This window comes from Streptomyces canus, from assembly GCF_030815415.1.
Classification (GTDB): domain Bacteria; phylum Actinomycetota; class Actinomycetes; order Streptomycetales; family Streptomycetaceae; genus Streptomyces; species Streptomyces canus_F.
Window position 1 is genome coordinate 9,698,104 of record NZ_JAUSWW010000001.1, and the last position, 14,256, is coordinate 9,712,359.

13 protein-coding genes are annotated in these 14,256 nt (G+C 69.4%); 9 read left to right on the forward strand and 4 right to left on the reverse strand.

Features of this window, described 5'->3' with window-relative positions; translation table 11 throughout:
* The first annotated feature begins 1 nt into the window (after position 1).
* The 6 genes from QF037_RS45185 (at position 2) to QF037_RS45210 (ending at position 5,883) form a co-directional block, all read left to right on the forward strand.
* On the forward strand, positions 2–955 hold the full coding sequence (locus QF037_RS45185) for a succinylglutamate desuccinylase/aspartoacylase family protein (RefSeq protein ID WP_307035695.1): 954 nt from the start codon (positions 2–4) through the stop codon (positions 953–955).
* Positions 952–2,406: an aldehyde dehydrogenase family protein gene (locus QF037_RS45190; protein ID WP_307035697.1), complete on the forward strand. Its 1,455-nt coding sequence runs from the start codon at positions 952–954 to the stop codon at positions 2,404–2,406. Before QF037_RS45185 ends, QF037_RS45190 begins: the two co-directional genes overlap by 4 nt.
* Positions 2,403–3,341 carry an aldo/keto reductase gene (locus QF037_RS45195; protein ID WP_307035699.1) on the forward strand — a complete coding sequence of 313 codons (939 nt, stop codon included), beginning with the start codon at positions 2,403–2,405 and terminating at the stop codon, positions 3,339–3,341. Before QF037_RS45190 ends, QF037_RS45195 begins: the two co-directional genes overlap by 4 nt.
* Before the next feature lie 44 nt (positions 3,342–3,385).
* Positions 3,386–4,051 (forward strand): haloacid dehalogenase type II, encoded by a 666-nt coding sequence (locus tag QF037_RS45200; protein WP_307035701.1) that lies wholly within the window; start codon positions 3,386–3,388, stop codon positions 4,049–4,051.
* A 50-nt stretch (positions 4,052–4,101) separates the two neighbouring features.
* Positions 4,102–5,394 (forward strand): NAD(P)/FAD-dependent oxidoreductase, encoded by a 1,293-nt coding sequence (locus tag QF037_RS45205; RefSeq protein ID WP_307035703.1) that lies wholly within the window; start codon positions 4,102–4,104, stop codon positions 5,392–5,394.
* 129 nt (positions 5,395–5,523) lie between these two features.
* The gene (locus QF037_RS45210) at positions 5,524–5,883 is read left to right on the forward strand and encodes a hypothetical protein (protein WP_373463899.1); all 360 of its coding nucleotides are present in this window, start codon (positions 5,524–5,526) and stop codon (positions 5,881–5,883) included.
* 759 nt (positions 5,884–6,642) lie between these two features.
* Here the strand turns inward: QF037_RS45210 and katG are convergent.
* Complete coding sequence (katG, locus tag QF037_RS45215; protein ID WP_307035705.1) at positions 6,643–8,835, reverse strand: catalase/peroxidase HPI; 2,193 nt, start codon at positions 8,833–8,835, stop codon at positions 6,643–6,645.
* Positions 8,836–9,098: 263 nt separating this feature from the next.
* On the opposite strand from katG, the gene QF037_RS45220 reads away from it, so the two are divergent.
* Both QF037_RS45220 and QF037_RS45225 read left to right on the forward strand, forming a co-directional pair.
* Complete coding sequence (locus QF037_RS45220; protein WP_307035707.1) at positions 9,099–10,244, forward strand: baeRF2 domain-containing protein; 1,146 nt, start codon at positions 9,099–9,101, stop codon at positions 10,242–10,244.
* Between the two features lie 525 nt (positions 10,245–10,769).
* Positions 10,770–11,603 (forward strand): PIG-L family deacetylase, encoded by an 834-nt coding sequence (locus tag QF037_RS45225; RefSeq protein WP_307035709.1) that lies wholly within the window; start codon positions 10,770–10,772, stop codon positions 11,601–11,603.
* A gap of 329 nt (positions 11,604–11,932) precedes the next feature.
* On the opposite strand, the gene QF037_RS45230 is transcribed toward QF037_RS45225, so the two are convergent.
* The 3 genes from QF037_RS45230 to QF037_RS51175 form a co-directional block, all read right to left on the reverse strand.
* Positions 11,933–12,100 (reverse strand): dihydrofolate reductase family protein, encoded by a 168-nt coding sequence (locus tag QF037_RS45230; protein WP_307035711.1) that lies wholly within the window; start codon positions 12,098–12,100, stop codon positions 11,933–11,935.
* Between the two features lie 120 nt (positions 12,101–12,220).
* Entirely contained in the window at positions 12,221–12,493 is a 273-nt protein-coding gene (locus QF037_RS45235; RefSeq protein ID WP_307035714.1) for a hypothetical protein, read from the reverse strand.
* Positions 12,494–12,550: 57 nt separating this feature from the next.
* A complete protein-coding gene (locus QF037_RS51175) occupies positions 12,551–13,399 on the reverse strand; it encodes an RNA-guided endonuclease TnpB family protein (protein WP_373463900.1) in 849 nt (282 codons plus the stop codon).
* Positions 13,400–13,560: 161 nt separating this feature from the next.
* On the opposite strand from QF037_RS51175, the gene QF037_RS45250 reads away from it, so the two are divergent.
* Positions 13,561–14,229, forward strand: a complete 669-nt coding sequence (locus QF037_RS45250) for a Type 1 glutamine amidotransferase-like domain-containing protein (protein WP_307035716.1) — start codon at positions 13,561–13,563, stop codon at positions 14,227–14,229.
* The last annotated feature ends 27 nt before the right edge of the window (positions 14,230–14,256 follow it).

Consider the following 14,256-nt stretch of genomic DNA (forward strand, 5'->3'; position numbering starts at 1 on the left):
CATGTACTCCATCGGTCCGCTGTCCGTCGCTCCCGGCGAGCGAGCCCAGGGCCTCATTCCGGTCGGCACCAGCAGTTACGGCGTGGAGCTCGGCATTCCGCTCATCGTCGTCAACGGCGCCCAGGACGGCCCGGTGCTGTGCGTGGACGCGGGGGTGCACGGCGACGAGTACGACGGCCAGGAGGCCATCCGCCGCGTCCTCGCCGACATCGACCCGGCCACCCTGCGCGGCACGCTCGTCGGCATCCCCTGCATGAACACGCCGGCCTTCGAGGCGGCGGCCCGCACCAGCGGCCTCGACTACCTGAACCTCAACCGCATCTTTCCGGGCGACGCCGACGGCTCGTACTCCCTGCGTCTGGCCGCCACCTTCGTCGAGCAGGTCGTCCCGGCCATCGACGCCTTGGTGGACCTGCACACCGGCGGCACGTTCGGGGAGATCGCCCCGCTCGTCATCCTTCAGGGCGGCTACGAGGAACTGGCCACCGACCTCGCCCTCGCGGCCGGGCACGAGCTGGTCTGGAAGGGCGGCAAGTGGGGCGGCACGGTCCGCCACCCCACCCTCGCGGCGGGCAAGCCCGCCATCACCATCGAGGCGGGCGGTGGCACCTACCGCGAGGCCAACGTCGACCTGCACATCGGCTCGATCCGCAACATCATGCGGCAGCTGAAGATGATCGACGGCGAAGCGGAGCTGCGGGAGAAGTACACGGCGACCTCCGGCACCTTCGCCCGTTCCGCCGCCGGCGGCTTCTTCCTGGGACACGCCGAGCCGGGGGAGACGTGCAAGGAAGGCGACCTGATCGCCCACATCGTCGACCATTACGGCAACACGCTGGAGGAGGTCCGCGCCCCGCAGGACGGCATCGTGCTCTGGGTCCGCCGGATCCGTACCGTCCGCCCCGGCGACGAGGTCGTCATCTTCGGCGAGGTGCAGGGAGAGATCCAGCCATGAGCGGCGACACGCGGTTGCTCCTCGTCGACGGCAAACAGGTTCCCGCCGCCGACGGCCGTACCCTCACCGTCCTCGACCCGTCGGACGGCACTGCCTTCGCCCAGGTGGCGCTGGCCGGCGCGGCGGACGTGGACCAGGCGGTGGCGGCGGCACGCGCGGCCTTCGTCTCCCCCGAGTGGGCCCGGATGCGCGCTGCCGACCGGGGCAGGATCCTGTACCGGATCGCCGAGGCCATCCGCTACCAGGGCGAACGCCTGGCCCGCCTGGAGAGCCAGGACGTCGGCAAGCCGCTCAGCCAGGCGAAGGCCGATGTCGAGGCCGCCGCCCGCTACTTCGAGTTCTACGCGGGCGTCGCCGACAAGCTCGGCGGCACGACGATTCCCCTCGGCCCCGGTCTGATCGACTACACCGTCCGCGAGCCGATCGGCGTCTCCGGGCAGATCATCCCCTTCAACTACCCGCTGCAGAACACCGCGCGCGGTTCCGCCCCCGCACTGGCCGCGGGCTGCACGGTGGTGCTCAAGCCCTCTCCCGAAGCACCGATCACCCCGCTGGAGATCGGCCGGATCGCACTGGAATGCGGCCTCCCGCCGGGCGTCCTGAACGTCGTCCCCGGCGATGGCGAGACCGGGGCGGCCCTCGCCGGGCACCCGGACATCGACCAGGTCACCTTCACCGGCTCGGTGCCCACCGGCATCAAGGTCGCCCAGGCGGCCGCCGCCAACGTGGTGCCCTCGGTCACCGAGCTGGGCGGCAAGTCGCCGATCGTCGTCTTCGCCGACGCCGACTTCGACCTGGCGCTGACCGCGATCCTCGGCGCGTCGTTCAGCAACGCCGGACAGATGTGCTCGGCCGGGACGAGGCTGCTCCTCCAGCGCGGCGCCGAGGAGTTCCTGGAACGGCTGGTCGAGAAGATCGCCACCCTCCGCGTCGGCCCCGGACTGACTGACCCTGATATCGGTCCACTGGTCGCCGCCCGGCAGCGTGACCGGGTCCTGGGCTACCTGGACCTGGCACGGCAGGAAGGCGCTGTCGCACGGATCGGCGGCGGCGCGCCGTCCGACCCAGCCCTGGCAGACGGGTACTACGTCGAGCCGACGGTCCTCACCGGCCTGACGAACCAAGCCCGCTGCGCCCGCGAGGAGATCTTCGGCCCCGTCGTCACCGTCATCGAGTTCGACGACGCCGACGAGGCTCTGGAGATCGCCAACGACAGCCCCTACGGCCTGGCCTCGTACATCTGGACCCGCGACATCGACAAGGCGATGCGCCTCGCCGAAGGGATCCGGGCCGGCCAGGTCTACGTCAACGCCACCGGCATCGGCACCGGCGTCGAGCTGCCCTTCGGCGGCTACAAGCACAGCGGCTGGGGCCGGGAGAAGGGCCTCGAAGCCCTGGCCAGCTACACGCAGACCAAGAACGTCTGCATCGGATTCGGGAGCCGGACATGAGGTACCGCACGCTCGGTGAACGCGGGCCGGCCGTCTCGGTGGTGGGCGTCGGCGGCAACAACTTCGGCTCCCGTCTCGACGAGGACGGCACGAAGGCCGTCGTCCACGCGGCCCTCGACACCGGGATCACGCTGTTCGACACGGCGGACATGTACGGCGGTTTCGGTGACCGGGGCGGTGCGCGAGGTGACGGTGAACGCCTCCTCGGGGCTGCCCTCAAGGGCCACCGCGACGAGGTCGTCCTCGCCACCAAGTTCGGCATGGAGATGGGCCTGGACGCCGATCTGTACGGCCCGCGAGGCGCCCGTGGCTACATCCGCCACGCGGTGGAATCGTCGCTGAGCCGCCTGGGCACCGACCGGATCGACCTGTACCAGTACCACGAGCCGGATGGCGTCACCCCGCTCGACGAAACGGTGGTCGCGCTCCAGGAGTTGGTGGCCGAGGGCAAGATCGGGTACATCGGCTGCTCCGACCTTCCGGCCGAGGACCTGTCCGAGGCGTTCGTCAGCACCCAGGCCCGCTACCACCTGCTCGACCGCCGTGTGGAGGAGGACCTGATCCCGGCCTGTCTGCGGCACGGCCTCGGTCTGCTGCCGTACTACCCGCTGGCCAACGGGCTGCTCAGTGGCAAGTACCGGCGCGGAGAGCAGCCCCCGCCCGGCAGCCGCCTGTCCTGGCGGCAGGGCTGGCTGACCGACGCGGCTCTCGACCGGGTCGAGGCGCTCACCTCGTATGCCACCGAGCGCGGCCTGTCCCTCCTCCAGGTCGCGGTGGGCGGACTCGCCGCCCTCCCCGCCGTCGGCTCGGTCATCTGCGGCGCGATGACCCCCGAACAGGTCACCGCCAACGCGGCGGCGGCCGACTGGCTCCCCGACACGGCCGACCTGGCCGCACTCGACGCGATCGTCACCCCCGGCGAGCGGATCGTCTGACCCGTCCCCCTCCCTGTAAGAACCGGAAACCGAGGTTGCACACCATGCGAGAGATCGTCACCTTCGACGCCTACGGCACCCTGGTCGACTTCCAGCTCGGCCCCACCACCCTCAAGGTCCTCTCCGACCGGCTGGACCTGGACAACCTGGACGTCGACGAGTTCCTCGACGACTTCCGCGTCATGCGCTTCCAGGCGGTCCTTGAGGCATACCGCCCCTACCACGAGATCCTGCACTCCAGCCTGCAGATGGCCATGCGTCTGCACGGCCTGGAGTACCGCACCTCCGACGGCGACGCCCTCGTCGAGGCCGTCCCCACCTTCGGCCCCTTCCCGGAGGTCCCGGACGCCCTGCGCGCACTGAAGTCCCGCTACGAGATCGCCATCATCACCAACAGCGACGACAACCTCATCGCACGCAACGTCGAGAACATCGGCGTCGAGTTCGACTACGTCATCACGGCCGAGCAGGCACGGGCGTACAAGCCGGACCGCCAGACGTTCGAGCACGCCTTCAAGACCATGGGCGTCGAGCCGTCCCAGGTCATCCACACCGCGCAGGGCTGGGAGTACGACCACATCCCCACCCGTGACCTCGGCCTGAAGCGCCGCGTGTGGATCAACCGGTACGGCCGTCCCGGCAGCGCCGATTACCAGCCCTACGACGAGCTGACCGACCTGTCGGGCCTGCCGAAGCTGCTCGGCTGCTGACAACACAGCGACACGGCGACACAGGACAGAGAACACAGAGGACGCACGCCATGAAGCAGATCCCCTACTGGCTCGACACCGCCCCCGCCCTGCCCGACCGGTCCGGAAAGGACCTGCCCGACGAGGCGGATTTGGTGGTCATCGGCGGCGGCCTCACAGGCCTGTCCACCGCCTACCACGCCGCCCGCAAGGGCGCCCGGGTCGTCCTCGTCGAGAAGGACAAGGTCGGCTCGGGCGCCTCCGGGCGCAACGGCAGCATGTGCACGCAGGGCATCACCATCGGTGTCGGCGAGGCCCGCAAGCGCTTCGGCCAGGAGCGCGCCCGCGAGCTGTACGACGCCTTCCGCGAGGCCGTCGACGTCGTCGAGGAACTCACGCACACCGAGAAGATCGACTGCGACTTCAACCGCGCCGGACGCCTCGGGGTCGCGTTCAAGCCCCAGCACTTCGAATCGATGAAGGCCACCCAGCGCGACCTGGCCGACAACTTCGACCACGAGACCCAGCTCCTCACCCGGAGCGATCTGAAGGCCGAGCTGGGCTCGGACTACTACCACGGAGCCCTGCTCGACCCGCTCAGCGCGGCCCTGCACGTCGGCAAGTACGTCCACGGCCTGGCGGAGGCCGCCGAACGCGCCGGCGCGGAGATCCACGAACGCAACGCGGCCACCGGACTCACCCGCCTCCCCGGCGGCGGATTCCTCGTGGAGACCCTGCACGGCACGATCCGCGCCAAGCAGGTCATGGCGGCCACGGACGCCTACACCGACAAGGCGCTGCCCTGGTTCCGCAAGCGGCTGATCAACGTCGGCAGTTTCATCATCGTCACCGAGCCGCTCGGCGAGGCCCGCGCCAAGGAACTGATCCCCAACGCCCGCCTGGTGGTCGACTCCAAGAACATCGGCCACTACCTCCGCCTCACCCCCGACAACCGTCTCGCCTTCGGCGGCCGGGCCCGCTTCGCCCCCTCCAACCCCGCCTCCGACGTCAAGAGCGGCGACATCCTGAAGCAGGAGATGACGGAGATCTTCCCGCAATTGGCAGGCGTCCGTGTCGACTACGTCTGGGGCGGCATGGTCGGCTTCTCCTGGGACCGCCTCCCGCACGCCGGCGAGGCCGAGGGGGCCAAGGGCCTGTACTACTCCATGGGTTACTGCGGCCACGGCGTCCAGATGGCCACCTACATGGGCCGCGCGGTCGCCGAGATGATGGACGGCAAGCCGGACGCCAACCCCCTGCGCGGCCTCGGCTTCCCCAAGGTCCCCGTCCCCTTCTACAACGGCACCCCGTGGTTCCTGCCGTTCGGCGGCGCCTACTACAAGGCCAAGGACAAGCTGCGCTGAGCCGCCGCTGACAGCGGTGACACTGCGGGGGCTTTCCGCGGGTGGTAGTGGGAAGCCCCCGCCGGCTATCACGGGGCAGCGCGTACCGCGCGTTCTCCGTCTCCGTTCTTCGTTGCGCAAGAGAAAGCCATGCGCGCACTGTCCACGCACAACGACGACCCGCTGCCTGCCTTCCGGCCCTTCGACCGCCACCGCCCTGTATTCGTCATCGGCGAGGGCGCCGGCCTGCTCGTGCTGGAGGCGGAGGAACACGCGCGGGCGCGCGGAGCCCGGATCTACTGCGAGGCCGCGGGCTGGGGACTGTCCGCCGACGCTCACCACCCGGCCGCCCCCGACCCGACCGGCGTCGTCATCGAGCGCGCCGTCCGACGTGCCCTCGATGACGAGCCGCTGATCCCTACGAGCCCGGCGGCACCGGTACACCCCGACGTCCGTGGACAACGCGGGATCGCGCAGACCGTCCTGCACGCCATGAGGGCAACACAGTAGCCCCATGAGCTCGGGGAACCAGCGAACGAGTGACTGTCCGACACCGTGGGGGAGGCGGGTGCGCCCGGGGTGGGGCCCCGGCGAACTGGCCCGCGCGGTGTCGGGCTGAGTGAGTTGAGCCGCCGGCGGCTGACTGCGTGGACGGACCATCTGCTCGGTTCAGTACCAGGCTGAGCAGCCGCTGACCGGCGCTCCTCTCTGCTGCCCGAGACCTTGCCGCCCCGACGGTTCCGAGTTGTTGGATCCCGGTCGGCGGCGCGCTCAACGCTGCCGACCGGGACGTGATCACCCACCGCCGGGCAGCCTCGCCCCCTGTCAGGGTCACGCAGATACGGGGTGCCGGTTATGACCTCGACACAGAGAGGACCCTCGCATGGGGAGCCAGGGATTCTCCGGGAAAGACGCAGGGCCGCGGCGCCGACCCGCGCGTGGCCGAGATCGCCCCGACGACCGCCGTCAGTCGCAGGGCGTGCTGAGCCATGCCCAGGAGCTGATGGCGGACGCGGTCGGCGCCGAGCAGGCGTTCTTCTCCACCCGCACCAGCTTGCTGTCGGTCAAGACCGCCATGCTCGCCGTGGCCGGTCCCGGCGAGGGGTTCCGAAGGTCCAGCGCCGCCAGTTCCGGCTCGCGGGTCAGAGTCCCAAGTCCCAGCGCAGTGTTCGCATCCCGGTGCCCGCCTCAGGGTCCCGGCATCCCGGAAAGGGCCCGGCCCCTCGGCCAAGAGCTCAAGGACTCCTGACCGAGGGGCCCTGGCCCTCGTCAGCGGCGGACGTCGTACCGGTCGAGGTTCATCACCTTGTCCCACGCGGCAGCGAAGTCCCGTACGAACTTCGCGTCGGCGTCATGGGAGGCGTAGACCTCGCTGAGGGCGCGGAGCTGGGCGTGCGAGCCGAAGACGAGGTCGACGGCGGTCGCGGTCCACTTCACCTCGCCCGTGTCCCGGTCCCGGCCTTCGTACACGTTCTCGTCCGTGGCCGACGTGGACCATTGCGTGCGCATGTCGAGGAGGTTGAGGAAGAAATCGGTGGTCAGAACCTCGGGCCGGTCGGTGAGAGCGCCGTGTGCGGAGCCCTTGTAGGCGGTGCTGAGGGCTCGCATGCCGCCGATCAGGACGGTCATTTCGGGGGCGGTGAGGTTCAGCATGTTCGCGCGGTCGAGCAGGAGGGTCTCGGGGGAGAGCTTCTCACCCGCCCTGAGGTAGTTACGGAACCCGTCGGCCTTGGGTTCGAGCACGGCGAACGACTCCACGTCGGTCTGTTCCTGTGTGGCGTCCGTGCGCCCCGGCGTGAAGGGGACGGTCAGGTCGTGCCCGGCGTCGGCCGCGGCCTTCTCGATGGCTGTGCAGCCGCCCAGGACGATCAGGTCGGCGAGGGACACTCGCTTCCGGCCGGTCTGTGAGCCGTTGTAGTCCTGCTGGATCTGCTCGAGTGCGCGTAGCGTCTCGGTCACCTCGGGGACGTCGTTGACCTCCCAATCCTTCTGCGGTGCGAGCCGGATCCGTGCACCGTTGGCGCCGCCGCGCTTGTCGGTGCCGCGGAAGCTTGCGGCCGAGGCCCAGGCGGTGGTGACGAGCTGGGAGACTGACAGGCCGGAGGCAAGGAGGCTTCCCTTGAGAGCGGCGATGTCCGTGTCGGTGACCAGGTCGTGGTCGACCGGGGGGACCGGGTCCTGCCACAGCTGCGGCTCGGGAATCCACGGGCCGAGGTAGCGCGAGCGGGGGCCCATGTCGCGGTGCAGGAGTTTGAACCACGCCTTGGCGAAGGCCAGCGCGAACTGGTCCGGGTTCTCGTGGAAGCGCTGGGCAATCGGCCCGTAGACCGGGTCCAACTTCAGCGCGAGATCCGTCGTCAGCATGATGGGGGCGTGTCGCCTGGACGGATCATGAGCATCGGGCACCTTGTCCCGGGCGGAGGGGTCGGTGGGAGTCCACTGGTGGGCACCGGCCGGGCTCGTCGTGAGTTCCCAGTCGTGGCCGAAGAGGTTGTCCAGGAACCCGTTGTCCCACTTCGTCGGCTCGTGCGTCCATGCCCCTTCGAGCCCGCTGGTGAGCGCGTCGCCGCCGACTCCGCTGCTGTAGGTGTTGTGCCAGCCCAGGCCCTGCTGCTCGATGGGGGCGGCTTCGGGCTCGGGCCCGATGTAGCTGGGGTCGACCGCCCCGTGGCACTTGCCGAACGTGTGGCCGCCGGCGATGAGCGCCACCGTCTCCTCGTCGTTCATCGCCATCCGCCCGAACGTCTCACGGATGTCCCTGGCGGCAGCCAGCGGATCCGGGGTGCCGTTGGGGCCTTCCGGGTTGACGTAGATCAGCCCCATCTGTACGGCACCGAACGGACCGGCGAGTTCCCGGTCCCCGCTGTAGCGCTCATCCCCGAGCCAGGTGTCCTCGGGCCCCCAGAAGATCTCCTCGGGTTCCCACTGGTCCTCCCGCCCGAAACCGAACCCGAACGTCTTGAACCCCATGGACTCCATGGCGCAGTTCCCGGCGAAAACCAGGAGGTCCGCCCAGGAGATCTTCTGCCCGTACTTCTGCTTGACCGGCCACAGCAGACGACGCGCCTTGTCCAGGCTCGCGTTGTCCGGCCAGCTGTTCAGCGGAGCGAACCGCTGCGCGCCGGCACCGCCACCGCCCCGGCCGTCCGCCGTCCGGTACGTCCCCGCGGAATGCCAGCTCATACGGATGAAGAGCGGACCGTAGTGGCCGTAGTCGGCCGGCCACCAGGCCTGCGATGTGGTCATCACCTCGAAGACGTCGCGCTTCAGCGCTTCTACGTCGAGGGTCGCGAACTCTTCGGCGTAGTCGAAGCCCTCGTCCATGGGATTCGAGCGCGATGAATGCTGATGGAGAATCTGGAGGTCCAGCTGATTCGGCCACCAGTCCCGGTTCGTCCGCGGCCGACTCGCCGTGGGGGTGGGGGAGGGGATTGCCGGATTCTCGCTCTCACTGCCGGGCATGCGCGCACCCTGCTTCCTGATCGGATCTATCCCTTTTGTCGGTTGTTGCTCCTGACGTTGTTCGCTTTGCGGGAGCCGGGCAATCCGACACGCACGCGGAGGGCGCCATGGCGCCCACAGGAGGGAAACCTCGGTGCTCCTTGCGGGATGTCAGATGCACGGTCATACGAGGGATATCGCCCGTGATTCAAGTGGTGTGACACGTGTCTGGTGTTGCCCGTCGGGCACCCGGCGTCAGAACAGGGACAAGTGAGGAGGCACGTATGCAGCTGTCATTCCTGGAACCGCTCTTCAACCGCCCCGGCCCGTGGGCGACCGTGTACTTCGACCCCGCTCAGAACGACGAGTCGGGCCCCAAGCGGCGCGAACTGTCCGTACGAGAGGTGTGTCGGACCCTCGAGGAGGAGGGCGCTGACGCGGCGACCACCCAGGCGGTGCGCGACGCCCTGATGAACGTCAGCCCCGCAGAGGACCCGGCGGGCCGAGTGATCTTCGCCGTCGGAGGGGAAGTGGTGCTCAGTCATCGTCTCTCCCGGCCGCCGCAGGGCCAGATCGCCTGCTGGGCCCCGCTGCCCCGCCTGACACCTCTGCTGGAGCTGTCCGGCCAGGACCCCGTCTGTCTCGTGGCGTACATCGACCGGACCGGCGCGGACTTCGAACTGCGCGGGGCGGCCGGGCGGCAGGACGCCGGGCAGGTGGAGGGGCGGCAGTGGCCGGTCCACCGCACGACCACGGCGGACTGGTCCGAGCGGCACTTCCAGCTCAAGGTCGAGAACACCTGGGAGCACAACGCCGGCGAGATCGCTGAAGCGCTGAGCTCGGCGTACGAGGAATCCGGCGCCGACCTGGTCGTCCTGGTCGGCGACCCCCGTGCACGGCCGGCCGTGCACGAAAGGCTTTCCGAGGCCGTCCGCCACGTCACGGTGCAGACCGAGCACGGCGGCCGCGCCGAAGGCTCCTCCTCCGCCGTGCTGGAAGAGGCCATCGAGCAGGCCCGGCGGCAGTACGCCCGACGCCGCGTCGAGGAGGCGCTCGACCGCTTCCGCGCCGGACGGGTGGGCACCGACAGGCCGACGGACGCGGTGGAGGGAGTTCCGGCCCTGGCGGAAGCCGCTCGGGAGCACCGCATCGACACGCTGCTCATCCGGCCCGACGGGGCGGACCTGGCCCGCGAGACATGGGTGGGCGGCGAGCCCGACCAGGTGGCGGCGCGCCGGGGCGAAGCGCGGACCCTGGGGCAGGCTGATCCGGTCCCCGTACGGGCCGACGACGCGCTGCTGCGGGCGGCAGCCGTCACCGCCGCCGACGTACTGATCGTGCCACCGTCCGACGAGGACGACGCGGAGGACCTTCCGGCAGGCGGTCTGGGCGCACTGCTCCGCTGGACGTACGAGCCGACCGCCGTCTGACGACGGCGCTCCGTTGCGGTGCATGTCAGCGACGAGTGGAACTGGCTCCTCCTGCGCAGCATGCTCATCGGACGGGGAGGTACGGGCGCGTGCTCGGCACGGGGCCCGTGTCGTGTGCTTCGACAAGGCCACCCGTGCCCGCGCCGCCCTCAACCCGAGCGAACCAATGCCTGACCAGCAGAAATCAAGGGATCACGTTCGCTTGGGATACGGCCTCCAAATGTCGCCAGGGCCAGCCCAACGAGCCGACAAAGCAGCAAAGGCGCACGAGCAAGTCCGGAAGCGAAGCCCAGGGGCGAGCGTCCGGGCGTTTCCCCTTGCACGGTGGGAACAGCCGAGCCGGTCGGCACTGTTGCACCAGGAGAGGGACCGGCATCGCGCGGGCGGGGATCAGAGAAGAGCTGATCCGCTCCGGCGCGGTCCGGCCCCCGGTCCGTGGTAAGCCCGGTCACTCGATATCCGCGTGCCCTCATGTACGCCTGCCGCGGACTCGGACCCAGGCTTCTCACACAGGAGGACTGTTTTATGAACGACCGGCCGTTGACGCTCATGGCGGTGCACGCACACCCCGACGATGAGGCAACCGGGACGGGCGGTGTTCTCGCGCGGTACGCGGCGGAGGGCATGCGCACGGTCCTCGTGACATGTACCGACGGCGGATGCGGTGACGGCCCAGGGGGTGTCAAGCCCGGCGACCCCGGGCATGATCCGGCGGCCATCGCCCTTATGCGGCGTCAGGAACTCGAGGCAAGCTGCGACATCCTGAAGATCAGTCATCTGGAGATGCTGGACTACGCCGACTCCGGAATGATGGGCTGGCCGACCAACGACGCCCACGGATCCTTCTGGCAGACACCCGTCGAGGAGGGCGCCGCCCGGCTCGCGGAACTCTTTCGGCGCTACCGACCCGATGTGGTCGTCACGTACGACGAGAACGGCTTCTATGGCCACCCCGACCACATCCAGGCCAACCGCATCACGATGGCGGCACTGGCGATGACCGGGCTGGCATCGAAGGTGTACTGGACAACGGCGCCCCGCTCGATGATGCAGCGGTTCGGGGAGGCCATGCGTGAGTTCGGTGCGGACGTACCCGAGCCGGATTCCGCCGAGGCCGAAGCCATCGCTGCGATCGGACTCCCCGACGAGGAGATCACCACCTGGGTGGACACCACCGCGTTCGGCGGCCAGAAATTCGACGCCCTGGCCGCGCACGCCAGCCAGGGCGAGAACATCTTCTTCCTCAAGATGGGCCAGGAGAGGTTCACCGAATTGATGGGCGTCGAGACCTTCGTACGCGTCCAGGACACCACCGGCGCGGCCCTCCCCGAGAACGACCTCTTCGCCGGACTGCGCTGATCTGCCCGCCCTGTGGCCGTCGAAAAATCACGGCCCGTGCTGCTCGACTGCGCGTGCTTGCACGTCCGCAGGCGAGCAGCACCGTGGCATGGCCGAGTGCACAGGGCCCCCGCGGTTTCGGTGGCTACATGGTCTTCTCCTCACTGGGCTCCGCCCTCGGCGCAGCCGCAACCACCGCCCCCTTCACCGCCACCGGCTGGGCCGTCTCCCGTCCGGCCGTGTAGCGGCGCAGCCCGGGAGGCGGTGGGTGATCGGGGAATGCATGCAGTAGTGCCGGTCGAATGTGGCGGGGGCTGCGGGTGTCCCGTACGGGGCAATGAAACGGGCGGTCATCGGGCGGCCCTCCGATAGCGGGTGAGTACGGCGGCACCGGCCTGCTCGGCGGCCCGGCACTCCCACTCGGTGTGGGGGCCATCGGTCGGGAAGAGCCGCCGGCCGGTGCCGAGGACGGTGGGGAAGGTCAGCAGCCGGTACTCGTCGACCAGGTCCGCGGCCATCAGCCGGTCCACGACGCAGGCTGCCGGTGACGACCACGTCCCGCCGCTCGCGTTTGACGGCGTCGACCAGATCGCCCTCAAGCAGCTGGGAGTTCGCCCACACCGACGTGTCGGTGTGGGTCAGGGTGCGAGAGGCGACCAGCTTCGGGACGGGTTCATCCGCGCGGCGAACGGGTCGTCTCGGGTCGGCCAGAGCCGCGAGAACAGCTGCCAGGTGGCACGTCCGAGCAGCAGTACTCCCTCGTCCAGCGTGCGGCCGAGCCGGAACTTGTCCCCGGAGACCGCCTCCGGGCCGTGCCTGAATGCCCAGCCGCCCAGCGGCGTGCCGGCGGACCCGTCCGGGTCGGACACGACCCCGTCGAGGGTGACGAACTCGATGACGATGACGCTCACGATGAGTTTCCCTTCGCTTCGGTGCTCACCGGTACGTACCGGCCGCACCGCCCCGACTCATCGCTCCCGGCGGAAACCGCCTGCGGGAATCTCGCGTGGCAGCTCGAAGACGTCGAAGACCCGTGGATCTGCGAACACCACGTTGTGCGCCACCCGGTCGTCGGTGACGGTGAAGACCTGCAGAGTGTGCAGGCGGTACCCGCCGCCGGAATCCTGCGCATACGCGGCGAGCGCGGGCTGCCCGTTGGCGGTGAGCTCCCGCATACGCCAGCTCGCGCCACGCATCCGGAACACCCGCTGCAGGAACCGGCCGTAGTCCTGGCTGCCCCGGTACCACAGCGGCACGGGAGGCATCTCCAGCACGGCGTCGTCGACCAGCAGCCGCACCAGCGCGGGTACATCCGCCGTGAACCAGCGGCCCGCCGCGTCCCGGGACACGGTCACCGTGGTCGGCTCCGTGCCCTCGGGCAGCGGACGCGACCAGCGGATGTCCAACGGCTCGGCCATCTTCGCCAGCGTCAGCCTGCCCTCGCGCCAGGTGAAAGCGCTGCGGGTGTACTCGGCCGACGCGCGGGACTTCTTGCGGCTCTTGTAGCGGGGGTACTTGGCGCGCTGGGCGAAGAAGTTCCCGAACGCCGTCTGCAGATGGCGCAGCGCCTGCAGCAGCGGCACCGAGGACACCTCGGCCAGGAAAGCCAGTTCCCCGGTCTTCTTCCACGCCGTGAGCGCGGCGGAGGACTGCACGTAGGAGACGCGGCGCTGCTCGCCGTACCAGGCCCGGGTGCGTTCCTCCAGCGCCTTGTTGTAGACGAGGCGGACGCAGCCGAACGTGCGCGACAGCTCAGCCGCCTGCTCGTTCGTGAGGTAGAAGCGGTACTTGAACGCCCGCTTGACCTGCCGCGTCATGCCTCACTCCGTATCAGTTTCTGTGTGAGCGGCGGGTGTCGGCCGGTGGACGGCGGACGCCGGTCCGCCCTGGCGGCGAACCGGCTTCCCCTGCCCTGCTCCGCAGGAGCTTCGCTCCCTCCCCGGCCTGAAGGCCGGGGTATCCACGAAGGAGAACACCGATGAACTTTCTGTTGACGGCGGGTGGGCTGCGCAACGAGACGCTGCGGGATGCGCTGCGGGACATGCTGGGAAAGCCGTTCGGGTCGGCGAACGTGGTGTTCGTTCCCACGGCGTCCGTTGCCGAACCGGGGGACCACGGGTGGGTCGTCAGGGACATGAGCCGGCTGTATGGCCTTGGCTGGCGCGAGTTCGACGTCCTGGAGCTGAACGGCCTGCCCCCGCAGATGGTGCTCGACCGGCTCCTTCACGCCGACGTCATCTATGTCGAGGGCGGCAATCATTACCACCTCGCGCGCAGCATCACGGGCAACGGCCTGGCCGACGGCGTCCTGGAGGCGTTGGAGAGCCGGGTCTACGTCGGGATGAGCGCAGGATCCATGATCTTCAGCAGTCACCTCACCGAGCACTCCGCCGACGTGATCGGGGACAGCGCGGACCTCCACGTACTCGGTGCGACAACCGTGGAGCCGCCGTTCGGCCTCTTCGACTGGTATCTCAAGCCCCACCTGTATTCGCCGGATTTCCCCGAGCGGGACGACGCCTGGGCTGATCGCATCGCTGAACGGGCGGACTTCCCGATCTACTTCCTCGACGACGAGACGGCCGTTCGCGTCAGGGACGGCGAGGTGGATGTCATTTCTGAAGGACGGTGGCGGTTCCATCCGTGACTCACGCGTGGTGGGGAGCGCCGAACA

Bases quoted from the DNA above. Each gene is read 5' to 3' on its own strand.
- katG (WP_307035705.1), bottom strand. From the start codon at position 8,835: ATGCCCGGCAGTGAGAGCGAGAATCCGGCAATCCCCTCCCCCACCCCC.
- QF037_RS45200 (WP_307035701.1), top strand. From the start codon at position 3,386: ATGCGAGAGATCGTCACCTTCGACGCCTACGGCACCCTGGTCGACTTC.
- QF037_RS45210 (WP_373463899.1), top strand. From the start codon at position 5,524: ATGCGCGCACTGTCCACGCACAACGACGACCCGCTGCCTGCCTTCCGG.
- QF037_RS45195 (WP_307035699.1), top strand. From the start codon at position 2,403: ATGAGGTACCGCACGCTCGGTGAACGCGGGCCGGCCGTCTCGGTGGTG.
- QF037_RS45205 (WP_307035703.1), top strand. From the start codon at position 4,102: ATGAAGCAGATCCCCTACTGGCTCGACACCGCCCCCGCCCTGCCCGAC.
- QF037_RS45190 (WP_307035697.1), top strand. From the start codon at position 952: ATGAGCGGCGACACGCGGTTGCTCCTCGTCGACGGCAAACAGGTTCCC.
- QF037_RS45220 (WP_307035707.1), top strand. From the start codon at position 9,099: ATGCAGCTGTCATTCCTGGAACCGCTCTTCAACCGCCCCGGCCCGTGG.
- QF037_RS45250 (WP_307035716.1), top strand. From the start codon at position 13,561: ATGAACTTTCTGTTGACGGCGGGTGGGCTGCGCAACGAGACGCTGCGG.
- QF037_RS45230 (WP_307035711.1), bottom strand. From the start codon at position 12,100: ATGGCCGCGGACCTGGTCGACGAGTACCGGCTGCTGACCTTCCCCACC.
- QF037_RS51175 (WP_373463900.1), bottom strand. From the start codon at position 13,399: ATGACGCGGCAGGTCAAGCGGGCGTTCAAGTACCGCTTCTACCTCACG.
- QF037_RS45185 (WP_307035695.1), top strand. From the start codon at position 2: ATGTACTCCATCGGTCCGCTGTCCGTCGCTCCCGGCGAGCGAGCCCAG.
- QF037_RS45225 (WP_307035709.1), top strand. From the start codon at position 10,770: ATGAACGACCGGCCGTTGACGCTCATGGCGGTGCACGCACACCCCGAC.